The organism is Bacillus sp. XB1 (genome assembly GCF_053557995.1).
In genome coordinates this window covers 175,013-200,701 of record NZ_JBNRIL010000006.1, presented here as the reverse complement: position 1 = coordinate 200,701, position 25,689 = coordinate 175,013, and the positions used below count along the sequence as shown (strand labels likewise).

Annotated in this window: 22 protein-coding genes; 11 read left to right on the top strand and 11 right to left on the bottom strand. The window is 36.0% G+C overall.

Going from position 1 to position 25,689, the window contains the following annotated elements; all coding sequences use genetic code 11:
• Positions 1-680: 680 nt before the first annotated feature.
• A complete protein-coding gene (locus ACK1U5_RS26120) occupies positions 681-3,725 on the top strand; it encodes an efflux RND transporter permease subunit (RefSeq protein WP_113710805.1) in 3,045 nt (1,014 codons plus the stop codon).
• 230 nt (positions 3,726-3,955) lie between these two features.
• Here ACK1U5_RS26120 and pstA read toward each other — a convergent pair whose 3' ends face one another.
• The 3 genes from pstA to ACK1U5_RS26105 form a co-directional block, all read right to left on the bottom strand.
• Entirely contained in the window at positions 3,956-4,876 is a 921-nt protein-coding gene (pstA, locus tag ACK1U5_RS26115; RefSeq protein ID WP_000994155.1) for a phosphate ABC transporter permease PstA, read from the bottom strand.
• 2 nt (positions 4,877-4,878) lie between these two features.
• Entirely contained in the window at positions 4,879-5,769 is an 891-nt protein-coding gene (gene pstC / locus ACK1U5_RS26110; protein ID WP_000676676.1) for a phosphate ABC transporter permease subunit PstC, read from the bottom strand.
• A 70-nt stretch (positions 5,770-5,839) separates the two neighbouring features.
• A complete protein-coding gene (locus tag ACK1U5_RS26105) occupies positions 5,840-6,739 on the bottom strand; it encodes a phosphate ABC transporter substrate-binding protein PstS (protein WP_000245116.1) in 900 nt (299 codons plus the stop codon).
• Positions 6,740-7,251: 512 nt separating this feature from the next.
• Between ACK1U5_RS26105 and ACK1U5_RS26100 the strand changes: the two genes are divergently transcribed.
• Genes ACK1U5_RS26100 through ACK1U5_RS26090 form a run of 3 tightly spaced genes read left to right on the top strand, consistent with a single transcriptional unit; the run spans position 7,252 to position 9,606 of the window.
• The gene (locus tag ACK1U5_RS26100; protein ID WP_000252982.1) at positions 7,252-7,509 is read left to right on the top strand and encodes a FeoA family protein; all 258 of its coding nucleotides are present in this window, start codon (positions 7,252-7,254) and stop codon (positions 7,507-7,509) included.
• Positions 7,506-8,228 carry a FeoB small GTPase domain-containing protein gene (locus tag ACK1U5_RS26095; RefSeq protein ID WP_000033870.1) on the top strand — a complete coding sequence of 241 codons (723 nt, stop codon included), beginning with the start codon at positions 7,506-7,508 and terminating at the stop codon, positions 8,226-8,228. Before ACK1U5_RS26100 ends, ACK1U5_RS26095 begins: the two co-directional genes overlap by 4 nt.
• Complete coding sequence (locus ACK1U5_RS26090; protein WP_000443602.1) at positions 8,206-9,606, top strand: nucleoside recognition domain-containing protein; 1,401 nt, start codon at positions 8,206-8,208, stop codon at positions 9,604-9,606. The genes ACK1U5_RS26095 and ACK1U5_RS26090 overlap by 23 nt, the downstream gene beginning before the upstream one ends.
• Before the next feature lie 61 nt (positions 9,607-9,667).
• On the opposite strand, the gene ACK1U5_RS26085 is transcribed toward ACK1U5_RS26090, so the two are convergent.
• The 8 genes from ACK1U5_RS26085 to ACK1U5_RS26050 form a co-directional block, all read right to left on the bottom strand.
• Positions 9,668-9,805: a hypothetical protein gene (locus tag ACK1U5_RS26085; RefSeq protein ID WP_000493997.1), complete on the bottom strand. Its 138-nt coding sequence runs from the start codon at positions 9,803-9,805 to the stop codon at positions 9,668-9,670.
• 11 nt (positions 9,806-9,816) lie between these two features.
• A complete protein-coding gene (gene gerLC, locus ACK1U5_RS26080; RefSeq protein WP_113710806.1) occupies positions 9,817-10,983 on the bottom strand; it encodes a spore germination protein GerLC in 1,167 nt (388 codons plus the stop codon).
• Positions 10,967-12,091 (bottom strand): spore germination protein GerLB, encoded by a 1,125-nt coding sequence (gene gerLB / locus ACK1U5_RS26075; RefSeq protein WP_000802004.1) that lies wholly within the window; start codon positions 12,089-12,091, stop codon positions 10,967-10,969. The genes gerLC and gerLB overlap by 17 nt, the downstream gene beginning before the upstream one ends.
• Entirely contained in the window at positions 12,092-13,570 is a 1,479-nt protein-coding gene (gene gerLA / locus ACK1U5_RS26070; protein ID WP_002004436.1) for a spore germination protein GerLA, read from the bottom strand.
• 221 nt (positions 13,571-13,791) lie between these two features.
• Positions 13,792-15,264, bottom strand: coding sequence for a sodium:solute symporter family protein (locus ACK1U5_RS26065; RefSeq protein ID WP_000125933.1), 1,473 nt, complete (start codon positions 15,262-15,264; stop codon positions 13,792-13,794).
• Positions 15,261-15,458 carry a DUF3311 domain-containing protein gene (locus tag ACK1U5_RS26060; protein ID WP_000719833.1) on the bottom strand — a complete coding sequence of 66 codons (198 nt, stop codon included), beginning with the start codon at positions 15,456-15,458 and terminating at the stop codon, positions 15,261-15,263. The genes ACK1U5_RS26065 and ACK1U5_RS26060 overlap by 4 nt, the downstream gene beginning before the upstream one ends.
• 1 nt (position 15,459) lies before the next feature.
• Positions 15,460-16,635 (bottom strand): amidohydrolase, encoded by a 1,176-nt coding sequence (locus ACK1U5_RS26055; RefSeq protein ID WP_000382089.1) that lies wholly within the window; start codon positions 16,633-16,635, stop codon positions 15,460-15,462.
• Between the two features lie 132 nt (positions 16,636-16,767).
• Positions 16,768-17,478 (bottom strand): C39 family peptidase, encoded by a 711-nt coding sequence (locus tag ACK1U5_RS26050; protein ID WP_000734482.1) that lies wholly within the window; start codon positions 17,476-17,478, stop codon positions 16,768-16,770.
• A 375-nt stretch (positions 17,479-17,853) separates the two neighbouring features.
• Here ACK1U5_RS26050 and ACK1U5_RS26045 point away from each other — a divergent pair, with 375 nt between their 5' ends.
• The 7 genes from ACK1U5_RS26045 to ACK1U5_RS26015 all read left to right on the top strand — a co-directional run bounded on the left by ACK1U5_RS26045 (position 17,854) and on the right by ACK1U5_RS26015 (position 25,684).
• A complete protein-coding gene (locus ACK1U5_RS26045) occupies positions 17,854-19,269 on the top strand; it encodes an amino acid permease (protein WP_113710807.1) in 1,416 nt (471 codons plus the stop codon).
• A gap of 282 nt (positions 19,270-19,551) precedes the next feature.
• Positions 19,552-20,427 carry a cytochrome aa3 quinol oxidase subunit II gene (locus ACK1U5_RS26040; RefSeq protein ID WP_001176165.1) on the top strand — a complete coding sequence of 292 codons (876 nt, stop codon included), beginning with the start codon at positions 19,552-19,554 and terminating at the stop codon, positions 20,425-20,427.
• 33 nt (positions 20,428-20,460) lie between these two features.
• Positions 20,461-22,395, top strand: coding sequence for a cytochrome aa3 quinol oxidase subunit I (gene qoxB / locus ACK1U5_RS26035; protein WP_000762367.1), 1,935 nt, complete (start codon positions 20,461-20,463; stop codon positions 22,393-22,395).
• 13 nt (positions 22,396-22,408) lie between these two features.
• Positions 22,409-23,011 (top strand): cytochrome aa3 quinol oxidase subunit III, encoded by a 603-nt coding sequence (gene qoxC, locus ACK1U5_RS26030; protein ID WP_000729318.1) that lies wholly within the window; start codon positions 22,409-22,411, stop codon positions 23,009-23,011.
• The gene (gene qoxD / locus ACK1U5_RS26025; protein ID WP_000068425.1) at positions 23,012-23,323 is read left to right on the top strand and encodes a cytochrome aa3 quinol oxidase subunit IV; all 312 of its coding nucleotides are present in this window, start codon (positions 23,012-23,014) and stop codon (positions 23,321-23,323) included.
• 221 nt (positions 23,324-23,544) lie between these two features.
• The gene (locus ACK1U5_RS26020; RefSeq protein WP_000399972.1) at positions 23,545-25,374 is read left to right on the top strand and encodes a monovalent cation:proton antiporter family protein; all 1,830 of its coding nucleotides are present in this window, start codon (positions 23,545-23,547) and stop codon (positions 25,372-25,374) included.
• Positions 25,375-25,426: 52 nt separating this feature from the next.
• A complete protein-coding gene (locus tag ACK1U5_RS26015; RefSeq protein ID WP_044129536.1) occupies positions 25,427-25,684 on the top strand; it encodes a DUF4022 family protein in 258 nt (85 codons plus the stop codon).
• The last annotated feature ends 5 nt before the right edge of the window (positions 25,685-25,689 follow it).

Below are 25,689 nucleotides of genomic sequence, written 5' to 3'. Positions count from 1 at the left end.
GCCAGGATCAAACTCTCCAATAAAGTTAGTTTGTCTAGCATCTAAAATAAAAATTGACGTTTCACGTTGTTTGTTTCGTTCAGTTTTCAAAGAACTTGTCCGCCGCTTCAGAAGCGACTTCATCATATTAACATCTTCATTTTTCGATGTCAACTAAGTTTTAAAATTTCTTTTTTGTCGTTTTCTGCGTTTCCGCATCAGCGACGTTTATTAATATACCATCACACTTTTTAAATAACAAGTGTTTTTTTATAAAAATAAAAAAAATTATCTATCCTACTTTCTTCTATAGAAATAACTATTATCCTCTCTACTAAAAATAGTTATTCTGATTGTATACTACTACACTTCATTCAACTAAATTAAATTTCACAATACCTTCCCAAATTTTCATTCTCTTCTATATTAAGGTTTATAATAATTATCCTTCTATAAAATAACTATACAAATTAGCCGTAAGAAAAAATCCCATCTACATTAAACAGCCACTCGCGCGCATTATCCCCTTCCTTCTCATTCGAAAATTCCCCCCTACAAATTAACAACATTCCAATCCTAATATAAACTCAAGGGCATTGTTAGAATTTTTTTACATTTAATTAATGAAAAATATCCATTTTTTGTTATATAGTAAGAAAGGACGCACTCAACTATAAATAAACCAATGGAGGAATTATTTTATGGATAGGTTAACAAAGTTTTCATTAAAAAACCGAGCTGCCATTATCATCATGATCTTTCTCATTTCCATACTCGGTGTTTATTCCGGCTCTAAATTACCTATGGAATTTTTACCAAGTATCGACAATCCGGCAATTACCGTCACAACCTTATCTCAAGGACTCGACGCTGAAACGATGACAAAGGATGTAACTGATCCTCTCGAAAAACAATTTCGCAATTTAGAACACGTCGACACCATTACTTCTTCTACATACGAGGGATTATCACGTATCGACATTACGTATACATCAAAAGCAAACATGAAAGATGCAGCACGCGAAGTCGAAAAAGCCGTCAATACAATTAAATTACCTAAAGATGTAACCAAGCCCGTAGTTAGTCAATTAAACACTTCTATGATTCCACTCGCTCAAATTACTATCCAGAAACAAAACGGTTTTTCAAAAGCAGATGAAAAACAAATTGAAAAAGAAATCGTACCACAACTCGAAAACATTGATGGTGTTGCCAACGTTATGTTTTTCGGAAAATCCACCTCTGAATTATCTATCGTACTTGATCCGAACCAATTAAAAAACAAAAACGTAACATCACAGCAGGTACTAACTGTTTTACAAGGAAAAGAAACTTCTACTCCAGCTGGGGCAATTACTGTTAATCAGGAAGAATACAACCTCCGCGTCATTGGGGACATAAAAAATGTAAATGACATTAAAAACATCACTGTGGCACCCCAAGTGAAATTGCAAGACATTGCTCAAATTGAAATTAAACAACACTACGATACAATTTCACATATAAACGGAGAAGAAGGCACAGGATTAATCATCATGAAAGAACCGAGTAAAAATGCAGTTGCCATTGGAAAAGAGATTGATAAAAAAGTTAAAGAGATAGATAAGGAATATAAAGATCAATTTTCTATTAAACTTTTGGCTTCAACCCATGAACAAGTTGAAAATGCTGTTACTAGCATGGGAAAAGAAGTAATACTTGGAGCAATCGCTGCAACTCTAATTATCTTAATCTTTTTACGTAACTTCCGAACAACACTCATCGCTGTTGTCAGTATTCCATTATCTATTTTATTAACACTCTTTTTACTACATCAATCTAACATTACACTTAACATTTTAACCCTCGGTGGTTTAGCTGTTGCGGTTGGGCGTCTCGTCGATGATAGTATCGTTGTCATCGAGAATATTTTCCGCCGTTTACAAAAAGATTCTTTCTCTAAAGATATCATTCTCGATGCAACGAAAGAAGTCGCAGTCGCAATTACTTCTTCTACTTTAACAACGGTCGCTGTTTTTTTACCTATCGGCCTCGTATCAGGAGCAATCGGAAAATTAATGTTACCTATGGTATTAGCAGTTGTATATTCTATACTATCATCCTTAATCGTTGCACTAACAGTTGTTCCACTTATGGCTTTTTTACTACTCAAAAAAACAAAGCATCGAAAGCCAAGTTCTTCATCACGATATGTCGCTACATTAAAGTGGGCTCTTTCTCATAAATTCATTATTCTACTTACTTCATTTTTATTATTTGTAGGATCAATTGCGGCCTATATATTACTACCGAAAGCAAACATAAAATCTGAAGACGACACAATGTTATCTATTAACATGACATTTCCAGCCGATTATAATGCTGAATCTCAAAAACAAAAAGCATTTGATTTTGAAAAGAAATTACTTTCTAATTCGGATATAACAGACGTTATTTTACGAATGGGATCTAGCGCAGAAGATGCACAATGGGGGCAAACAACTAAAAATAACCTCGCTAGTATATTCGTAGTCTTTAAAAAAGGTTCTGATATTGATCAATATATTAAAGAGTTAAAAAAGGAAAATAAAACTTTTGAGCCTGCTGAACTTGATTATATAAAAACAAGTTATTCAAGCTCTGGCGGCGGCAATAACTTACAATTTAACGTAACAGCTACTAACGAAGCGGATTTAAAAGAGGCGGCTACTATCGTTGAAACAAAACTAAAAAGCATGGATGATCTTTCTAAAGTAAAAACAAATTTAGAAGACTCTAAGAAAGAATGGCAAATTCATATTGATCAAACAAAGGCTGAACAACTAGGTTTAACACCAGAAATAGCTGCGCAACAAGTAGCATTCCTTATGAAGAAATCACCTATTGGCGAAATTACAATTAATAATGAAAAAACTACTATTATGATAGAACACAAAAAAGAAAACATTAATAAACAAGAAGATATTTTAAATACAAACATACTATCACCTATTAATGGCCCAATACCTTTAAAAGACATCGCAACTATTTCAGAAAAACAAACGCAAACAGAAATTTTCCATAAAGACGGAAAAGAAACAATCCAAATTACAGCCGAAGCTTCAAATGAAGATTTGAGTAAAGTAAACACAGCAGTAAATAAAGCGATAACTGACTTAGATTTACCTAGTGGTGCAAAAGTAAATATCGCAGGAGCTACTGAATCTATGCAAGAGAATTTTACAGATTTATTCAAAATTATGGGGATTGCAATAGGGATTGTATATTTAATTATGGTTATCACCTTCGGGCAAGCACGTGCTCCTTTTGCAATCCTATTCTCTTTACCGTTAGCTGCTGTCGGCGGTATTTTAGGATTAATCATTTCAGGAACACCTGTTGATGTAAATTCCTTAATCGGCGCATTAATGTTAATCGGGATTGTTGTTACAAATGCTATTGTATTAATAGAAAGAGTCCAACAAAATCGGGAACACGGAATGGAAACAAGAGAAGCCTTACTTGAAGCAGGTTCTACTAGACTACGCCCAATTATTATGACAGCTATTACAACAATCGTTGCTATGCTCCCACTTCTATTTGGCCAATCCCAAGCAGGGAGTATGGTATCAAAAAGTTTAGCCGTCGTTGTCATCGGTGGTTTGGCAGTCTCAACTCTTCTTACATTAGTAGTTGTTCCAGTTATGTATGAACTATTAGATAAAATCGGGAGAAAAAGACGCTCCCGTAGAAAAATAAGCACTTCTACAGAAACACCTGATATTTAAAAGAAAAGGGTTATCTTCACGAATGAAGATAACCCTTTTTTTCTACCTACTCATATAATCCATCATTTTTTCCGCATACCGTTCTAGAGATTCACTAGAATCCACAATCTAAATTACATCTGTTCGTCTATATAATTAATCACAAATTCAACAATCGTTACGCCCTTTCCTTCTATAATTAAAATACAAAAGAACCCCCTATTTATAAGTAGAGAGTTCTTCTTTATAATTTATGCCGCTTTTACCTTTTTCGTCGTTTTACTTTTTCTTTTCGTTCCTGTAAAGCGCTTGTGTAATATAGATGCTACTAAGCGTGAAATAACATTGAATAGTAATACCATAATAATTAATACAGCTGCAGATTTTGTCGCAATTAACTTCGCATCCGGGATAATTCCTTCAGAATTTAACTTCCAAATGTGAACCGCTAACGTTTCAGCTGGTCTAAATGGATTTAAAGGATGAGCAGGACTTGAGAAGTCCGCTGCTGAATTTAAAATCGGAGATGTTAAACCCGCTGTATAAATTAATGCCGCTGCTTCACCAAATATACGACCCGCAGCTAAAATAACACCTGTAATGATTTGTGGTAATGACGACGGAATAATAATACGAGTGATCGTTTGCCACTTCGTTGCACCTAGCCCAAGACTTGCCTCTTTCACATTAGAAGGAACTTCTGAAATCGCATTTTCACAAACACGCGTTAAGCCCGGTAAGTTTAAAATAGTTAAAGCAAGGGCACCACCCATTACTGTATATCCCCAACCAGTCATTGTAACAAACACTAACAAACCGAATAAACCAACAACAATAGAAGGTAAAGATGCCATTGTCTCGATACATAAACGAACAAAGTTTAAAAAACGTCCTTGCTTTGCATACTCTGCTAAATATATTCCAGCACCTAATCCAAGAGGAATAGATATAATAAGCGTTATAACAAGCATATAGAAGGAATTGAATAACTGCGGACCAATCCCACCACCAGCTCTTGTATTGCTTGGTTCTCCAAACAAGAAATTAGGATCCCAAAAACCCCATCCCTTTTGTAAAATCTCAAACACTAAGAACACTAGCAAAGCTACAACTAAAGCTGCAATCGTATAAAAGATACCTGTCCAAACTTTATTTACCGTTCTTGCATTCATTATTATCGCTCACCTCTTTGCCCAATCGCTCGAATTACTAAAATAAACAGGAATGAAATAACAAGTAAAATCATTGCTAAAGTCCATAGCGCATTGTTCCAAGCAGTTCCGTTTAATGTATTTGTCATGTCCATTGTTAAAATACCAGTTAACGTCGCTGTCGGACTGTATATTCCTTCTGGTAATTTAATCGTATTCCCGATTACCATTTGAACCGCTAGCGCTTCGCCAAAAGCACGCGCTAGACCTAAAACAACACCTGTTAAAATCCCTTTCTTCGCAGCAGGAACAATTACTCGGCTAATCGCTTGCCATTTCGTTGACCCTAGACCATAAGAAGCTTCTAAATAATCAAATGGAACAGAACGTATTGCATCAGAAGCTATACTAGCAATAGTTGGCAAAATCATAATACTTAATACAACAATACCCGCAATTAAACTAAAGCCCACTCCCCCAAACGAATCACGTAATAGTGGCACTAAAATCGTAACCCCTAATAATCCGTATACAACCGAGGGAATACCAACTAATAATTCTAAAACAGGCTTCAATACTTTATTTCCAAACTTTGGCGAAATTAAATTCATGAATATAGCAAGAGCTATAGCAATTGGCGCACTAATAATGACCGCACCTAACGAAACCACCGTTGAACCTACAATGAAAATTAAAGCCCCGAAGGATCCTTGATCAGCATTTGGATTCCATTTTGTCGATGTTAACATCTCAGTAAATGAGATACCACTTTGTGTAAAAGATTGAATACCTTTACCACAAATAAACGCAATAATAGCTAATGTAATTAAAACAATAAAAATACCACAAAACGTAACAAGTGATCTTCCTATATATTCACTTTTTACGTAATTAATTTGTTTTTTCCCCTTCATCACAGGACAGACCCCACTTCATAAATTGAAATGAACAGGACTGGCCTTGCAGCCAGCCCCATAAATTTTATTACTTATTTAATTTAGACATTGGAATATAACCCATATCTTCTACTTGCTTTTCAAAATCTTTACCTTTTACATAGTCAATGTAAGCTTTTGTTGCTTCTTTTGCCTCACCTTTTGTTACCATGTACTCGTAAGACCAAAATGGATATTTACCAGACGCAATGTTTTCAACTTTCGGTTCAGCACCATCAATTTTTACTGTTTGTAGCGCACCTTTTTTCTCGCCGACCATGTAAGACATCGCTAAATAACTTACTGAACCTGGAGTAGAGTTAATTGCTTGTTCTACTGCACCGTTAGAATCTTGTGTAGTACCAGTTCCATCATTGATTTTCGCGTCTTTCATAATTGTTTTTTCAAATGTAGCACGTGTACCAGAAGAAGCTGGACGATTAATCACGTTGATTTTTTCATCTTTCCCGCCTACTTCTTTCCAGTTTGTTACTTTTCCAGTGAAGATATCTTGTACTTGTTGTACTGTTAAGTTATCAACTTTTACATCTTTATTTACGACAAGTGCGAATGCAATACCCGCTACCTTGTTATCTACTAATTCTTTCGCCTTATTAGCATCTTTTATTTTATCTGCAGATGGAACATCTGAGTTACCAATTTGGACTGCACCAGAAGCTACTTGGTTAATTCCAGTTCCACTACCGCCACCTTGCACTTGAATAGAAACGTTTGAATTTTTCTCCATAAATTTCTTTCCGGCTTCCTCTGCAAGAGGTTGAAGTGCTGTAGAGCCTGCAGCTGCTATCGTACCTGACAATTCTTGTTTTGCATTATCGTTTCCTTTAGCATCTTTACCTGATGTCTCTTCTGCTTTTCCACATCCCACTAATGAACCCGCTACCACTAAAGCTGCTAAAGAAAATTTAATACCCTTTTTCATAACCATGTCTTGTACCCCCATTTGGATTATCACTTTTCACATTTGTCTACTTCTTTCGAACACAAATTCATTGTAGGACAATAATATTATGTAAGTGTTAAGCAATTTTTAATTTTAAGTAAATGACGATAATAATCCTTAAAAACTAGGAATCCCAACATTTATAGTTAAAGAACCCAACAAAATCCACACCATTTAAGCTGTAATGTAAATTTATTCTTAACAATGTAAATCCAATGTAAATGTTTTTCTCTCTTTTTCCCTTTTAATTAAAGTTACATTTACAATTACGCTGTATTTTGTAACTTTTACATGCCTAATTGATGCACATAAAAAAGAATTTCAGTAATATTTTTTAGTACAACTAAATAAATTGGAACAATTCTAAAATTAAATGAATATTTTTAAAGTACCAATTGACAGCATCATCCAATGTAGTCTACTATATTACTAACAAAAAGTTTACCTAAGGAAACTTTTTAAACTCAAACTAAAAATATAGAGATGAGGTAACTTTTATGGTATCGGCTAATATAAAACCACTTTCCGAATTTAAAATAGGAGAGTTTGTACAAATTGAGAAGATACAATTAGAAGGAACTATGAAACGACGCTTATTAGATTTGGGATTTATCCCAGGGGCGACGATTAAAGTATTGCAACGCAGTCCACTTGGAGATCCGGTCGCTTATCAAGTGAGCAACACAACTATTGCACTGCGTAAAGAAGAAAGCTCCCTTATTTTCGGGGTATTAATAGGAGATGATTTCAGATGAGCAAACATCGTATCGCTTTAGCTGGTAACCCGAATACAGGGAAAAGTACATTATTTAATACTTTAACAGGCTTAAAACAACATACTGGAAACTGGACGGGAAAAACTGTTTTAAAAGCTGAAGGAGAATATGAACATAACGGAAGTAATTATACATTAATAGATTTACCGGGAACTTACTCACTATACTCAAATTCCGCAGACGAAGAAGTAGCGAGGGATTATATTATATTTGAAAAACCAGAAGTAACTGTAGTTGTTATAGACGCAACTGCTATGGAAAGAAATTTAAATTTAGCACTCCAGGTGATGGAGATGACAAATAATGTAGTCATTTGCATTAACTTAATTGATGAAGCCGAGAAAAAAGGGATTGTTATCGATGAAAAGAAATTAGCAAAATCACTTGGTGTACCTGTCGTTAAAATTTCAGCACGTAACCGAGTAGGTATTGGTCATTTGCTAAATGTTATTGCAAGAGTAGCAAATAAAAAACTAATTCCAACACCAATTAAAATTACTTACAGCGAAAAAATCGAAAATATGATTCAGAAATTAGAACCACAAATTTATAAAGTGTTCGGTGATACGTATCCAGCACGTTGGATTGCGTTACGTATATTAGATGGAGATAAAAATTTCTTAACTACACTTCAAAAACACCATAATGAACCACTTGTAAGGGAGGTCGTAATTAATGGAATCTCACTCAGCCAGTAAAGCTCTTCCATTAGACTATATTATTCAACATGCACAAACACTTTCAAAAGAAGATATACGAGATGATATAGTCGGAGATATTTACCGAACATCTGCAAGCATATGTAAAGAATCTGTCCAATATACAAATACTGATAAATTATATCGTTCCGAAAAACTAGATAAAATTTTCACATCTCCAATCTGGGGATTCCCAATTATGCTCGGTATTTTATCTATTATTTTTTATCTTACAATTGCAGGCGCTAACGTACCATCTGATATGATTGCCGAATTCTTCGGATGGGCCGAAGGATATTTAACATCTTGGTTCCAAGCAGCGCATGCACCTGAATGGTTACATGGCATTTTAATACTTGGTTTGTTCCGTGGTATCGGTGCTGTTATTAGCGTTATGTTACCACCTATGGCAATCTTTTTCCCTATGTTCGCGCTATTAGAAAACTACGGATACTTACCACGTGTCGCGTTTAATATGGACCGCTTATTCAAACGATCCGGCGCACACGGGAAACAATCTTTAACAATGGCAATGGGATTTGGTTGTAATGCAGCAGCCATTATGTCAACACGTATCATTGAATCACCACGTGAACGTATGCTAGCAATTTTAACGAACAACTTCGTTCCTTGTAACGGTCGCTGGCCTATGTTAATTTTAATGGCTTCACTATTTATGGCTGCTGGTTATACAGGCAGTATGCAAACATTGGTTACTGCTGGTGTTGTAGTTGGAATGGTTGTAATTGGTGTTATTATGACATTAACCGTTTCTTGGGTACTATCAAAAACAGCCTTAAAAGGGGTTCCAACTCACTACACACTTGAGTTACCTCCGTACCGCAAGCCAAAAGTTTGGAATACAATTGTTCGCGCAACACTCGATAAATCAATCTATGTTTTAAAACGAGCTATAGTTGTTGCTGCCCCTGCGGCTGCATTAACTTGGTTACTTGCTAACATTTTTATCGGTGACACAAGCTTACTTATGTATTTTGTAAACTTCCTAGATCCATTTGCTAAAATGTTAGGACTTGACGGGTTTATTCTAGCTGCATTCATTCTTGGACTACCCGCTAATGAAATTGTAATCCCAATTTTATTAATGTCTTACTTATCAACTGGGGCTTTAACTGAAATAGATGATTTTAATCAAATTAAAAATCTATTCCTAGAAAATGGTTGGACTTGGTTAACAGCGTTAAACACAATGTTGTTCTCACTTCTTCATTTCCCGTGCGGAACAACACTTGTTAATATATACAAAGAAACAAAAAGTGCAAAATGGACATTCTTATCGTTTGCAATCCCTACCGTTATCGCCATTGTTGTTACATTCCTCTCTACACAATTGGTACATTGGTTAGGGCTTGTATAAAGCAAAGCATACATAGAAGGTATCCCCCTTCACATATGCTTTGCACGAAAGAAACCTGAAATTATTCAGGTTTCTTTTTTTGCACATCAGTATTCCACGGCTGTGCTCCATACGTTGTGAGTTTTTTATGAATAAAATATATAGTTCCTGGAAGAACTGCCATTAATATCGTGCAACTAATTCCTAATCCAGTAAACAACTTTCATCACCTTATTTCACTCTTTTCGGTAAAGCTGAACCTGAATGTTCAATTGTTGGATGAACATGAACAGTAATTTCAGCATTACTAAAGTAATTTTCGCCTTGATCCCAATTCTTACTTACCTTTTTCCACTCTTTATAATTATGTCGCTTATACACTTCCCCTAACTCTAGTACATCTACCTTATATTTTTTTTGAACAAGTTTAATTGATTTTTGAATACGCTTCTCCATTTCTTCCGATATATCCTTCTCTAAACGCTTTTCACTCAAAACCTTTTTATGATCACTAAAATGCAACTCAGCCAATGTGCCTTCCAGAGATAAATGAATATCAAACTTTGGTTTTGTAGCATTCGTTGTGGATACTTTAATTTTTCGACGTAACTTATGAATTTCATATGTAATAAGTTGATTCTTTTTACGGATGGTAAAAAAACCTCCAATTTTTTTACCTATTATATAATTCATCCCTACTGTTTCTTCCCCACTCAAATTGCCTACACACTTATTATCCTTTCCACGAAACAATGCTGCACCGTTCATTTGTACCCCTTGTTTTGTTAGTTCAAGAATAGGTAATACAAAACTTCGGTTAGAGATCATCTTTTCCTGTACCTCACCAATTCTTGCAGCCTCAATCATTTGGGCATTTTTCGGAGGGTGTTCAGCTAACATATCAATATACTGCGCCGGTAAATTTTCAGGCTTGGCACTTTGTTTTAAAATAGCTTCGGCATTTTTATTAGAAACGAACAAACGAATATTTCTTCTCATCTCATGATCGCGAATATATACATCTAACGTATTTTGTAAAATGTATGGATGTGAAAGTAATTCTTCAGAGAAAATAATCACCTGTATATGAGGGAAAAATAACGTACGACTAATTTTTTTAGCGATTATTCTTATTTGTTCAAATACACTATCTGCTTTTGCACTAACATTAATATAATTTTCGCTATCCCCACCCCCTTGTCCACCCTGTTGAGACAATTTACTGGGGAGTACCATCTGATAGGTCCCTTTCATAATTGGATTCGCTTTCTTTTCCTTCACGATATCGTAAGCCGCTCCTACTACAAATCCTCTTTCTTCTATCTCTTCTAACTCAGAACACCCACTCATAAATCCAGTTAAAGCCATAACCATTATAATTTTAAGAAGGTGTTTCATTTCCACCATTCCTTCTTTTTATTTTATATACAATTAAAACGAGCAAAGGTGCTAACACAACACACCCCATATCTATCCAAGCTAAATAAGTCCCATAACTTGATAAAGCATTCAAACTACTAGGTATCATATTCGCCATAAAAATAATTGGGGCACTTACGAAAATAAAAATATGTTTCTTCACTTTCGGAAACATAGCACAAAACAATAAAGATGCAACGTCATAATACATTGCTGTCGTGTTATAAATAGTAATAATCCAAGTCGTAAAAAAAATCGCATCAAACCTTTCTAAAAATCCTCCACCAATTTCAATTTCTTTCCCTAATTCAATTGTTGGATATGTCAATCCACGTGTTGTCATATAAGTAAAAACACTAATACAAGTTACATAAATTAAAATGTATGACAGCACGTTTACCATCACCGCTTTCGCAACTGCCATTGGCGCTTTTTTCGCTGTCTTATCATTCAGCAAAACCGCATAAAATAACGCTACTTCAAATCCAATAAACGTAAAAATAGAATTTTTAACTCCAACAGCATATTGACTTACTTTCGTTTGAAAAGCTGGTAGTAAATTATTTATTTCCATTAAATTTATATTCAATAAAGAAAGAAGTACTATCGCAATTAAAACAATAGGCAAGAATAAAACATTTAACCTTAATAAGGCTGCTCTTGATCCTGCTATTCCATAAATAACAACTAATAAGAAGAAAAAAGACAGTAGTTGTATTGGTGTATCACTAAATAAATACGTTTGAGAAATAACTGAAATCATTCGCGATTCATACGCTGTCAAAGCAGCAAACGTTAATACTAAAATGCTACTAATTGTGTATGCAACAGGCTTCGTCAAATGCGCACTCGTATATTGAACAAAATTTTGTTTCGGAAATAAGATAGCCACTCTCGTCACAAACCAGCCTAAAACTGCACAGATCAATCCACCCAAAAGCAAAATAATCCAACCGTCCGAAAATAAAGTTTGGTTAGCAATATCTCTTGGCATAGACAATGCCCCTATACCAATAATGGTCGATGATACCGCAAACCCAATTTCCCGAGATCCAATCTCTTCATCGCCATACTCAAATGGTTTCAATTATTTTCGCTCCTTTGGACGTATTGTAGAATCTTTTGTTTGTAAGTACTCCGGTCTATCTTTCAACATCGCTTTTGGTATGCGAATAAATTCTTCTTTCCAATCTTTATAAAATGCAGGAGCAATTGGAGTTGTATACGGTATACCAACACTTGTTAAATTTGTAATATGAACAGCAAGTGCAATCAGAGCTAGAATGATTCCATACAACCCAAAAGCAGTTGCAGCTAATACAAAGACGAAAAGTAAAATCCGGAACGTAATCGTAATACTATATACAGGAAGCGAGAACGTAGCAATCGCAGTAACTGCAATAATAATAACTAAAAACGGATTTACAATCCCTGCATTTACCGCAGCTTCTCCAATTACAAGACCTCCTACAATCCCTATCGTTTGTCCCATTGGTTTGGGCAATCGGATTCCAGCTTCTCGTATTAATTCCATAGTCAAGGCCATCATTAACGTTTCAATATATGCTGGGAACGGAACACCTTCCCTCGCACCTGCAATTGAATAAGCCAGTTTAGAAGGAATAAGTCCTTGATGATAAGATACAAGTGCTACATACATAGCTGGTAACAAAACCGCAATTATGCCTGAACCCATACGTAAAAATCTTAATAACGTTCCAATCACCCAGCGCTCGTAATGATCTTCTACAGATTGAAAAATATCAACAAACACAAGTGGTGCAATAAGAGCAAACGGGGATCCGTCTACTAAAATGGCCGCCTTCCCTTTCGCTAATGAGGCTATAATATTATCAGGCCTCTCTGTATTCAAAAACTGTGGAAATGGGGATAAATTATTATCCTGAATTAATTGTTCAATCGTACCTGTTTCCAAAACGACATCTGTCACTATTGATTGAAGACGGCGATCTAACTCTTTTACAATGTGAGGATTAATAATATCTTCTATATATACTAGGGTTACTTCTTTCTGCGATCGCTTCCCCATAATATAAGATTGGAACCTCAACTTTGGATCGCGTAAGCTGCGTCGGATTAACATTTTATTCACATTAATATCTTCATTTAATCCAACTCTCGGTCCACGTATTAAATCTTCTGTCACTGGTGGTTCTAAACTTCGCTTCTCCCAAGCCCTACTATTAATAATGATAGCGGTTTGAATATTATCAATTAATATAACTGTATCTCCCGCTAAAATCGCATTTATAATATCCGGAAATGTTGTCTTCTTACCCACTTCCGCAATAGAAATAAAACGATCCAATAACGTCTGAACGACAGCCGCTTCATTTTGCACTTCTTCATATTGAAGAGTACGAACTACATATTTATAAACATTATCCTTGTCTGTTAACCCACATAAAAATACAACCGCACAACGTGTAAAACTCCCAGCAAGAGCAACTTCTCTAATTGTTAAATCATTAGGTGAACCTAACTCATCCCTAATTTCTTTCATAACTTCAAATAAGTTACCTTCAAGCTCTAACAATTTCCCCACCTAACTTCCTTTTCAACAAGTTTTTAGTTAGATTCCGCTAATTGAAGAAAATATATACAAAAAAGAGCTATCTCTTTTCAAAGATAGCTCTAATAAAGTAAAACTTTAATCAACCCTCACCAATCGGGCTTTTACAGGCAGCAGGGCCCCCACCTAACTTCTTTGCTTCCGCTGAATTTTGAGGTGGGGGTCTTACTGCTTGTTAATGCGGGATAAACGAATTACTTTTCCACTATTATAGTGTTTTTCTTTATAAATACACCTTTTGTAAATCCACTGACTCCAAACATCACAATTATATTAATTAGCAATGCGACTATACCTACATTCAAATCTTTTATATACTGCGGGAAACTCGGAAACATCGTGGCTATAGTTGAACCAGATAAGGTAATATATGCGACCACTAATAGCCCAACTCCCATTCCTGCAATAGCTCCTTGCTTCGTAATAATTTGACGTGGAAACAAACTACATACAAGTGCAGGGAAAAGTTGTGTAACGATACTGTATCCCATTAATAGAAGCGCTCCTATCGTTTCTCCTCCTTTAAATGTAAATAAAACTGCCACGAGCGTTACTACAGGCACAAATAATTTTGCCATCTTAGCAACTTGTCTATCTGAAGCAGCTGGAACTATCGTTCGATAAATATTTTTCGCTAACAATGTAGAAGCCGCCATAACAAGCATCGAACCCGGAACCAATGCCGTTAATACTCCCGCACTACCAATAATTCCAATAAACCAAGGGTCAAACGTTTGAAGAGCAAGTCTGAACAATGAAAGGTCTACATCCCCTCCTTTTAATCCCGGAACCTGTAATATAGCAGCAAATCCTGCAAAAAATACGAAAAGTAAAACTAAAGAATACAATGGCATAATTGCTGCATTTTTACGAAATACTTTTTCATTTTTTGCAGAAAAAGCAGAAGCAAATGTATGAGGCCACATATAGAAACCGAGGGCCGTTAATATAATAGTAGAAACAAACCAAGAAATACTCATTCCTTCTTCAGGTAAAGATAAAAATCCCGGTTTCGCTGCCTCTACAGCCTCAAACATCGGCTGAAATCCTCCATAATAATGATACGGTAAATATATACCTAAAAACATAACGATAAACAGTATCATAATATCCTTCAAAGCGGCCGTCCAAGCCGAACCATGTATACCTGAAACCATTACATATATAGTTATAACAATAGCACCAATCCAAACCGCAACAACAGGTGACACCCTTCCGTAAGAAGCTTCTGAAACGATAATTCCCAGTCCTTTTAACTGTAAAACAAGATATGGGATGATGGAAACAACACCAACAATTGAAACAATAATCCCAAGCGCTTTACTTCTATATTTCTTCGCAAAAAAATCCGACTGTGAAACAAGGTTATGCTCTTTCGCATACTTCCAAATCGGTGGCAATAAAAAATACGATAAAAGATAAGCTAAAGCGCCATAGCCTAAAATATAAAAGGTAGGTGCTCCTTTACTATACGCCCAGCCACTTCCTCCCAAAAATGTAAACGTCGTATAAATTTCACCTGCCATAAGGAGAAAAACAAAAATAGTGCCAAACCCTCTTCCCCCAACTGACCATTGCTCTAAATTCATATCTTTTCCATGTTGTGCCCGAATCCCTAAAAATAGTGCGAGAAACAAAAATAAAATAATGATAAGTAATGCAGTCATTTTACATCCTCCTTATTAGCAGGATCAAACACGTACACAAGCCCCATACAAAAAGATGTAATAAACACTGATAATAATACCCAAAATAATAAAAATGGCATCCCTAATACGTAAGGAGTAACTGAATTCGCAAATATTGGCCCAACTACTAAACAAAGAACTGGGATAAGCGCTAGAATGTGTATTTTCTTCATCTCATTCTCCTTTACTTATAAATTTCATAATGGCTGATACAAAGACTTCCACTCCAATCGGTAATGCATCTTCGTCAATCGTAAAACGAGGGTGATGGTGAGGATATATAATACCTTTCTCTTTATTTCCCGCTCCGATAAAAAAGAATGTCCCCGGTGCCTTTTGTAAAAACGCTGAAAAATCTTCTCCAGCCATCGTCGGCTGTAAACGAACAACTCTATCCCTTCCATAAAGTTGTAAGGCCGTTTGTTCAATAAGCTCTGTAGCTTCATAGTCATTTACAACTGGTCGATACCCATATTCATATGAAAATGTATATTTCGCTCCGTAAGATTCCGTAATATGCTTCACAATCCGCTCAATCTTCTTCTCTGTTTCACCTCGTAATTCATGTCTTAAACTTCTCACTGTCCCTTCAATCTCGGCTTGCTCTGGTATTACATTATGAGTTGTCCCCGCATGAAATTGCGTAACAGATATTACGAGAGAATCTAATGGATTCGTGAGGCGAGATACAATTTGCTGAAGTTGCGAAACGACTTGTGTTCCGATTGCAATACTATCCACCGTTTCATGAGGGATTCCAGCATGTCCACCTTTTCCCTCTATCTTAATTTTAAAAACATCCGGTGCAGCCATTGCAGGACCATAAATAACACCTATTTTCCCAACCTCTAACGACGCCCAAAGGTGAGCACCAATAATATAATCCACACCTTCCATTACACCTGCAGCAACCATCTCCTCTGCACCACCAGGAAAATTCTCTTCAGCATGTTGGAATAGAAAACGAATCTCCCCTTTAATCTTCTCTCTTTCTTCTACTAACTTATATACAACCCCAAGTAATATCGCTATATGTCCATCATGACCACATGCATGCATTACACCTTTATATGTAGAAATAAAATCAAACTCATTTTCTTCATGAATAGGAAGAGCATCCATATCGGCGCGAATCGCAACTGTTTTGCCCGGATGTTTACCTACTAACTTTGCCATCACACTATATTTAGTCGGTCGTGACACTTCTAAACATGGAAATTTCCGAAGTATATCGAACACAAACTGCGATGTTTTTTCTTCTTGAAAAGATAACTCTGGATACTTATGAAAATGCCTTCTCCACTCAACTAACTGATTTTTTAACAAAACAAGTTCCTTTGCAACATCCATTTCTCTTCTCCCCTTCTTCACCAAGTTAAATGTTATTATAACGTGAATTGTTAACTTTTAAAAGAATGTTCTGAATTTTCAGTGATGATAAACTAAAAAGAAAAAGCCATCCAAAAGATGACTTTTTCATTATTATAAAATAGTAATTGCTTGTTTTCCCATTTGCTCCCAAGCTTTCTCAAATTCTGCTCGCGGAACAGCCAAACGTGGATTATTTTTAAGAGGATCATTTACATATACAAAGTTTTGATCATATCCAATTACTACTGCACTATGCTCATAATATGTAATTTTCACTTCGCCTGAACTCGTATTCCATGTTTCAAAACTACTTTCAGCTAGCGGCTTAAACGTCGTATTAATAATGACCCATACCGGAGAGCCTGAACTAATTACTTTATATATATCTTGCATGTCTCTACCTGTTAAATTAATTACTTTTTCAGGAACATATTTTTCTGCTAAATCAAAGATTGGTTTATTGTACACACCATATCCAGGCTCTGCCTTTGTATAAATATTTCCCACAAATCCCTCGTAAGGATTTCCACGCAAACCATTTTGTTCAAATGGAACACGATGAATTTCGCTAGCAAGTTGCATCTTATCTACTTGTACACCTTTATATTGCAGCAACATAGCTAAACTTGTCACTTCACATCCTCGAGGTAATTCTGGTAATTGTTTAATAAACGGAACATCTTCAATCATAGCTGCTTCTTTCATTTCAGATAGAAATTCTAGGCGTAGAACTTGCGCCTTTTGCATGATTTTATCTTTCCCTATAAAAAACGCAGCAGCAATTATAATCCCAAAAACAAAAAGATATTTTAACTTTTTCATTATAAACAAAACTCCATTAATTATTATTTTACAGACACAACTCTTATCATTGTACCCTTCTTCTTACTAGTTTGCTAGAAAGATCATGTGAATTATCGCTCATAGAATGAATTATAAAAATTCTAATTATTTTTAATAAAAAGAAAAATAAATATACATTTCCAGAATATTTTGCTAAAATCAAAATTGTTAACATAGTGAAGATATCACCATGTTAACAAACATTCTTAGAGTATTTAGTCATAGTTCGTTTTTTTACATACTCCATTCATTTCATAGCAAATAAACCGAGTGTGTGTTGCATCCCCCACTAATGATTAAAAACTCAGAATAAAACGAAGTTCACACATTCAAGAAAATACGGGGTGAGGGCATATGAATCAACAAATTGAACAAACAGATTTAAAACGAACAATGAAAAGTAGACACCTATTTATGATTGCACTCGGCGGTGTTATCGGAACCGGGCTATTTATGGGATCTGGTCAAATTGTCCATAATGCCGGACCTGGTGGTGCTATTCTTGCATTTTTAGTCGGTGGATTTGTTATGTATTTAACGATGTTATGTCTTGGTGAATTATCCGTTGCTATGCCAGAAGCAGGTTCATTCCAAAGTTATGCAAGCAAATTCATTTCACCTGGTTTTGGATTTGTTATCGGTTGGATGTATTGGTTAAATTGGGCTGTTACAGTTGGCGTAGAGTTAACAACTGTAAGTATTTTAATGAAACGCTGGTTTCCAGACGTTTCTTCATGGATTTGGTGCGTTACATTTGCAGCGGCACTCTTCCTCGTAAACGCTTTATCAGCAAAAGCATATGCAGAAGCAGAGTTTTGGTTCGCAAGTGTAAAAGTCGCAACAATTGTTATTTTCATCGTACTTGGCGGCGCTGTTATGTTCGGTCTACTAGACTTTAATGGAAAGCCAGCTCCAATGCTTCATAATTTCACTGAAAATGGCGGGCTATTTCCAAATGGTGCATTAGCTGTTCTTCTTACGATGATTACAGTAAATTACTCCTTCCAAGGAACAGAATTAATTGGAATCGCTTCAGGCGAAAGTGAAAATCCTGAAAAAACAATTCCAAAAGCAATTAAAAACACAATTTGGCGAACTCTCTTCTTCTTCGTCTTAGCGATATCAGTTGTTGTAGGTTTACTCCCATGGCAAGAGGCTAATCTAGTCGAAAGTCCCTTTGTACTTGTATTTGATGTAGCCGGTGTCCCATATGCAGCAGACATTATGAACTTTGTTATTATTACAGCTGTATTATCCGTTGCTAACTCTGGTCTATACGCAAATTCTCGTATGCTGTGGGCGATGGCAAAACAAGGAATGGCAAGTCCAGCATTTACGAAATTAACTAAAAAAGGTGTACCGCTAAATGCATTAATTTTCAGCCTAATTTTCGCCAGCCTGTCCTTACTAACAAGTGTATTTGCGGCAGATACTGTCTTTCTAGTTTTAACATCTATTGCAGCAATGGCTGCCGTTGTAGTTTGGATGTCAATCGCCGCTTCACAGTTTTTCTTCCGTAGAAATTTCGTGAAAAATGGTGGCGACATAAATGATTTAAAATATCGTACACCGCTCTATCCACTCGTTCCAATCGTAGCGTTCTCGCTCAATTTCATTACATTTGTTAGTTTGGCTTTCATTCCAGATCAAAGAATTGCTCTTTATTGCGGCATTCCATTTATGATTATTTGTTACATTTTATACCAAGTTAAATATAAAAAAATTGTCACACTTGAACAGCCACGAACTGTCACACGAGAAATAAACTAAATATACAAAATATTCAGCTATCTTTCTTATCATAAGATAGCTTTTTTCTATTTCTTGGATATCCTGGTATAACTTTATTTATCTTAAAATTTTCACAATCACGTTTTTCTCTGGAAAATAGTTTACAATGTAATCAAGTTACAAATGATATTCACCTTAAAAAGTGTGCATTTGTGTCTATTTTTTAACAATATATCAAAAACTATTGCCTTCTATAAATTAATAGGTTTATATTGTTTTATTGGCATAGTTTCAATCCAAGGAGAAAGGAGATTTTCAATCGTGCAACTAAAGAAAGCGTTTTGGAAGTTGGCTTCGCTTCTTCCGTTATCATTACTTCTGTTCCTCGGTGGCTGTGATAAAAAACTCGCAGTATTAAATCCGCAAGGACCTGTTGCAAAAGCACAGTATGATTTAATTGTTTGGTCATTCTTGCTTATGTCATTAATTATCGCAATTGTATTCATTCTGTTTACAGTCATCTTGATTCGTTATCGTGAAAAACCAGAGAATATGGACTATGAGCCACCTGAACAACACGGTAACACATTACTAGAAATTATTTGGACGCTTGTTCCTGTTATTATCGTTATCGCATTATCGATTCCAACAGTAAAAGCAACTTATGCTTCGGAAGAGGTTCCGAAAGAGTCCAAACATATTAAACCAGTTGAAATTTATGTTACATCTGCAAACTGGAAATGGTTATTCAGTTACCCAGAGGAAAAAATTGAAACCGTTAACTATTTAAACATCCCAGCTGGTGTACCAATTCAATTCAAACTGACTTCTGTCGGCCCAATGAATGCTTTCTGGGTACCAGAACTTGGTGGTATGAAGTACACAATGGATGGCATGATTATGGATCTTTATTTACAAGCTGATAAGCCAGGTTCTTACCTAGGCCGTAGTGCGAACTTCTCTGGTGAAGGATTCACACACATGGAGTTCGAAGTTGAAGCAAAAACTAAAGAGAAATATGACAAGTGGGTTAAAGAAGTACAAGAAACTGCTCCTAAACTAACAGAAGCTAAGTACAACGAAATTGTTAAACCTGGTGTAGTTGGTCGTATGACATTCTCTAGTCACCACTTAAGTTATGTAGATCCAAAATCACTTGAATATTGTGATTACAACTACTACAAAAACAAAAAATAATAGCTATTATTCCAACAGATTGGAGTGAACACAGTGAAGCTTGATGAATTCTTTGTCACAGGTGACCCGATTATTTACGGTGCAGACGCTTCTATCGTTCTTGTGACATTAGCAATCATTTTCGTACTAACAAAGTATAAAAAATGGAAATGGCTTTGGGACGAATGGTTAACAACTGTTGACCATAAAAAAATCGGAGCTATGTATATTATTTCTGCGGTTATCATGTTATTCCGTGGTGGTATGGATGGTTTAATGATCCGTGCACAATTAACATTCCCAGAAACAACTTATTTAAACGCTGAACACTATAACGGGATCTTTACAACACATGGTACAGTAATGATTCTTTTCATGGCAATGCCATTCGTTATGGGATTAATGAACCTTGTAGTACCATTACAAATTGGTGCTCGTGACGTTGCATATCCGTTCTTAAATGCTTTAAGTTTCTGGTTATTCTTTGTCGGAGCAATGTTATTCAACATCGCTTTCGTAATTGGTGGTTCTCCAGACGCTGGGTGGACTTCTTACTTCCCAATGGCAGGTACAGAGTTTACTTCGGGCGTAGGAAATAACTACTACGCAATTGCATTACAGATTTCAGGTCTCGGTACGCTAATGACCGGTATTAACTTCCTTGTTACTATCTTAAAAATGCGTACACCTGGTATGACTTTAATGAGAATGCCAATGTTTACTTGGTCAATCTTAATTACAACAATTATCATTATTTTCGCTTTCCCAGTATTAACAGTTGCTCTTGCATTAATGACATTTGACCGTCTATTCGATGCTCACTTCTTTACGATGGCGAGCGGCGGTATGCCGATGTTATGGGCCAACCTGTTCTGGGTATGGGGTCACCCTGAAGTATATATCGTTATTTTACCGGCATTCGGTATTTTCTCTGAAATCATTAGTACATTCTCACGTAAGCGTCTATTCGGTTACAGTGCGATGGTATACTCAATGGTTGCAATTTCTTTACTAAGTTTCGTCGTATGGCTTCACCACTTCTTCACGATGGGTGCAGGTCCAGCGGTTAACTCATTCTTCTCGATTTCGACAATGGCGATTTCGATTCCAACCGGGGTTAAGATCTTTAACTGGTTGTTTACACTGTATAAAGGACGTATTCGTTTTACAGTTCCAATGCTTTGGTCATTGGCATTTATTCCAAACTTCGTAGTCGGTGGGGTTACAGGGGTTATGCTTGGAATGGCAGCAGCTGATTATCAATACCATAACAGCTACTTCCTAATCGCTCACTTCCACTACGTATTAATCGCAGGTACAGTATTCGCTATGCTTGCTGGATTCACATTCTGGTATCCAAAAATGACTGGTCATATGTTAAATGAACGCCTAGGTAAATGGACATTCTGGATCTTTATGAGCGGATTCAACATCTGTTTCTTCCCAATGTACTTCTTAGGTTTAGACGGTATGACTCGTCGTATGTACACTTACTCTGAAAGTCTTGGATGGGGATGGCTAAACCAAATCGCATCTGTTGGTGCGGTAATGATGGGTATCGGCTTCCTACTTCTTTGCTACAACGTAATTTGGAGTGCACGTCACGGTGAACGTGACACAACTGGAGATCCATGGGATGGTCGTACACTTGAATGGGCAACTCACTCTCCTGTACAACATTACAACTTCGCGAAGCTTCCTGAAATTAAAGAAGCTGATGCTTTCTGGTACATGAAAAAACGCGGAGAAACAGTTACACCAGCAGCAGAAGATATCAAACCAATTCACATGCCAAGTAACTCTGGTGTGCCTATTATTGCGTCTGGATTCTTCGGTCTTGCAGGTTTCGCATTAGTATTTAGCTGGTTCTGGCTTGCAGCAATCGGTGGAGTTGGTATTTTAGCTTGCTTAATCTATCGTTCATTCGATTATGATGAAGGTTACTATATCAGTGTTGATGAAATTAAAAAAACAGAACATATAGCATGAGAGGTGAAATGACATGGCGGCTTTAGATAAAAGCTTACCTTTGGAATATCAATCCGAACAAAGCAGATTGAATATCCTAGGATTCTGGATTTTTCTTGGGGCTGAAATTATGCTGTTCGCAACACTTTTCGCCTCTTATCTAGTCCTTGCTGGTCGTACGGCAGATGGCCCAACACCAGCGCAACTGTTTGAACTTAAAACGCTTTTAATTCAAACATTACTACTTTTAACAAGTAGTTTCACATGTGGTATCGTAATTCATGAAATGCGTAAGCATAACCAAAAAGCGATGCTTGGATGGTTCGTCCTTACATTACTTTTAGGTGCAGGTTTCCTATTCTTTGAGATCGAAGAGTTCATTATGTACATTGGTGAAGGCGCAACAATTCAAACAAGTGCTTTCTTATCTGGATTCTTCGTTCTTCTTGGAACGCACGGAGCTCACGTAACAGGCGGTATCATTTGGGCAACTTGTGTTATTATCCAAATTTTAAAACGAGGTTTAACACCAGTTACAGCTCGTAAAGTATTCATTATCAGCTTATACTGGCATTTCCTTGATCTAGTTTGGGTCTTTATTTACACACTAGTTTACTTGAACGGGATGGTGGCGTAAATGGCTCAAAACAACAATCAAGCAAACGGGCATGCGCATAGCGGATTCCCTTGGTCACACGTTTTCGGATTTATTTTATCGCTTGCATTAACGTTTCTAGCGTTATACGTGGCACTTTACACAACATTGCCACTTTCAACAGTCTTAACAACTATTATCATAATGGCTGTTGCGCAAGCATTGTTACAATTAATTATGTTCATGCATTTAAAAGAAGGAGAAGGAAGAGTTCAAATTCTTACAATGATATACAGTTTCTTCGTTGCAACTGCAACAGTTGGTTTAACTGTATGGATCTTCTTCTCAATGTAATGTACATGAAAAAGACTGCTGAGATTCCTCAGCAGTCTTTTTTTTATCCCCTCCCCTATTACATCCACATTACGGAATTAACAACAGAATCATGAAAAATATACTTATTATGACAAATGTTAAGAAAAATCTTTCTTTATGAAATCGAATCCATATGCGTTGCTTTTCTACCTATTATATGGCTAAATAGGTACTATATTTATTTGAAGGGAGAGAACGCAATGGAACATCATACTTCTGTTCTATCACTTATGGTTGTCGTTGCAATCGCGTTTTTCGTTCCCCTTTTGTTACAACGCTTTAAATTAAAAGCACTTCCTGTTGTCGTTGCAGAAATTATTGCAGGAATCTTTGTAGGTAAAAGTGGGTTTAATATTATTGAGCCAGATATATGGCTTCAAGTTTTATCAACATTAGGATTTATCTTCCTCATGTTCTTAAGCGGTTTAGAAATTGATTTTTCTATCTTTAAACAAAAAGGGAAAAAAAATACGACAAACGAGCCAAATACATTTCAAGTAGCAAGCATTATCTTCTTATTTATTTTCATCTTATCTTATGCCCTATCATTACTATTCGTATGGCTAGGATTTGTAGATAATGCAATGTTCATGACTTTAATTATTTCAACTATTTCTTTAGGTGTTGTTGTACCAACATTAAAAGAAAACAACCTAGGAAAAACTGCAATCGGACAAATCATTTTATTAGTTGCTGTTATCGCAGACTTAGTTACAATGATTTTACTCGCTGTTTTCGTCGGATTAAATTCCGAAAGCGGTCAAAGTATGTGGCTCTTACTTATTCTATTCGGTGCCGGTATTGTCATTTACTTTATTGCAAAACGCTTTAAAAACATTCCATACTTAGATAGTTTAAAAGCTGGTAGTGTACAAATTGATACACGAGCTGTTTTTGCACTCATTTTAATCTTAGTTGGGTTATCGGAATCTGTTGGAGCAGAAAATATTTTAGGTGCCTTCTTAGCAGGTGTACTTGTATCGTTATTATCACCAAATGAAGATATGGTGGAAAAACTTGATTCTATCGGCTATGGTTTCTTCATCCCTATTTTCTTCGTAATGGTTGGTGTAAATCTAGAGGTGTGGTCTATTTTCAAAGAACCTTCTAGCATGCTAATGATTCCAATCTTAATTGTAGGACTCTTTATTTCGAAACTCTTACCATCACTCGTCTTAAGAAAATGGTATCCACGTAATATCGTACTTGGAAGTGCAATCTTATTAACATCGACACTTTCTTTAGTTATTGCGGCTGCACAAATTGGTGAAAAACTGGAGATCATCAGTCCAAGTTTATCTGCCTCTCTTATTTTAAGCGCAGTTATTACTTGTATTTTTGCACCTATATTGTTTAAAAAAATGTTCCCAAAAGTAGAAACACCAAAACCAAAAGTAGCTATTATTGGCGCGAGCAGAATTACCCTTCCGTTATCACTAGATTTAAAACGAGAAGATTATGACGTAACGCTATATATGATGCGTCAAAACAAAATAAATGATGAAGAAGCGAAATCACATGACTTCCCTATCGTGAAATTAGATGACATCACAATCGCATCATTAACTGAACAAACAGCATTTGATGCAGATCGCGTCGTTGTTGCAACAAGCGATGATGAACAAAACTTATTATTGGCAGAACATGCAAAAGAGCTAGGTGTTGAACATGTTATTGCAAGTGTAGAAGATCCACTTCTACAAGAAAAAGCAACGCAAGAACATATCGCTGTATTCTCAACAATTAACTCTACACGTATTTTATTACGTGCACTTATTGATAAACCTAGTCTCGTTCGCTTAATTACAACAGCAAACGAAACAGTACGTGAAGTTGAACTGCGCAGCAATAAATATAACGGCGTTGCGCTTCGCCGCCTCCCGTTTTTAGGTGATGTACTTGTCATTCAAATCTACCGCGGTAACAAAGCATTAATACCACATGGTGATACAAGACTACAACACGGTGACACATTACTTGTAACAGGTTCAAAAGAACATATCGATACACTAAAAAACATATTAGAGTAAAAAAATGCCCCTCACATAATTGAGGGGCATTTTTTTAACTTCATATGGTAAAATGTTACTATCACATATTATGAGGATGGATCACATTATGTCTATTGTAACTTTAGCTCTTTTATTATTAGCAGAAATACTCGTTGCCATTATTCTCATCGGTGTTAGTATTGAGATTTGTAGTTACGGATGGAAAAAATCGAATGGAATAAAATATTCTTGCCTCCTACTTTCACTCCTTCTCGGAACTGCTAGCATACTCGGACTTCTCGCCGCACCTGCTTATTTCTTTATACAATTAACAGAAAAGGCCTTATAAGAAAG

Bases quoted from the DNA above. Each gene is read 5' to 3' on its own strand.
- ACK1U5_RS26120 (WP_113710805.1), top strand. From the start codon at position 681: ATGGATAGGTTAACAAAGTTTTCATTAAAAAACCGAGCTGCCATTATC.
- pstA (WP_000994155.1), bottom strand. From the start codon at position 4,876: ATGAATGCAAGAACGGTAAATAAAGTTTGGACAGGTATCTTTTATACG.
- pstC (WP_000676676.1), bottom strand. From the start codon at position 5,769: ATGAAGGGGAAAAAACAAATTAATTACGTAAAAAGTGAATATATAGGA.
- ACK1U5_RS26105 (WP_000245116.1), bottom strand. From the start codon at position 6,739: ATGGTTATGAAAAAGGGTATTAAATTTTCTTTAGCAGCTTTAGTGGTA.
- ACK1U5_RS26100 (WP_000252982.1), top strand. From the start codon at position 7,252: ATGGTATCGGCTAATATAAAACCACTTTCCGAATTTAAAATAGGAGAG.
- ACK1U5_RS26095 (WP_000033870.1), top strand. From the start codon at position 7,506: ATGAGCAAACATCGTATCGCTTTAGCTGGTAACCCGAATACAGGGAAA.
- ACK1U5_RS26090 (WP_000443602.1), top strand. From the start codon at position 8,206: ATGGAATCTCACTCAGCCAGTAAAGCTCTTCCATTAGACTATATTATT.
- gerLC (WP_113710806.1), bottom strand. From the start codon at position 10,983: ATGAAACACCTTCTTAAAATTATAATGGTTATGGCTTTAACTGGATTT.
- ACK1U5_RS26065 (WP_000125933.1), bottom strand. From the start codon at position 15,264: ATGACTGCATTACTTATCATTATTTTATTTTTGTTTCTCGCACTATTT.
- ACK1U5_RS26060 (WP_000719833.1), bottom strand. From the start codon at position 15,458: ATGAAGAAAATACACATTCTAGCGCTTATCCCAGTTCTTTGTTTAGTA.
- ACK1U5_RS26055 (WP_000382089.1), bottom strand. From the start codon at position 16,635: ATGGATGTTGCAAAGGAACTTGTTTTGTTAAAAAATCAGTTAGTTGAG.
- ACK1U5_RS26050 (WP_000734482.1), bottom strand. From the start codon at position 17,478: ATGAAAAAGTTAAAATATCTTTTTGTTTTTGGGATTATAATTGCTGCT.
- ACK1U5_RS26045 (WP_113710807.1), top strand. From the start codon at position 17,854: ATGAATCAACAAATTGAACAAACAGATTTAAAACGAACAATGAAAAGT.
- qoxC (WP_000729318.1), top strand. From the start codon at position 22,409: ATGGCGGCTTTAGATAAAAGCTTACCTTTGGAATATCAATCCGAACAA.
- qoxD (WP_000068425.1), top strand. From the start codon at position 23,012: ATGGCTCAAAACAACAATCAAGCAAACGGGCATGCGCATAGCGGATTC.
- ACK1U5_RS26020 (WP_000399972.1), top strand. From the start codon at position 23,545: ATGGAACATCATACTTCTGTTCTATCACTTATGGTTGTCGTTGCAATC.
- ACK1U5_RS26015 (WP_044129536.1), top strand. From the start codon at position 25,427: ATGTTACTATCACATATTATGAGGATGGATCACATTATGTCTATTGTA.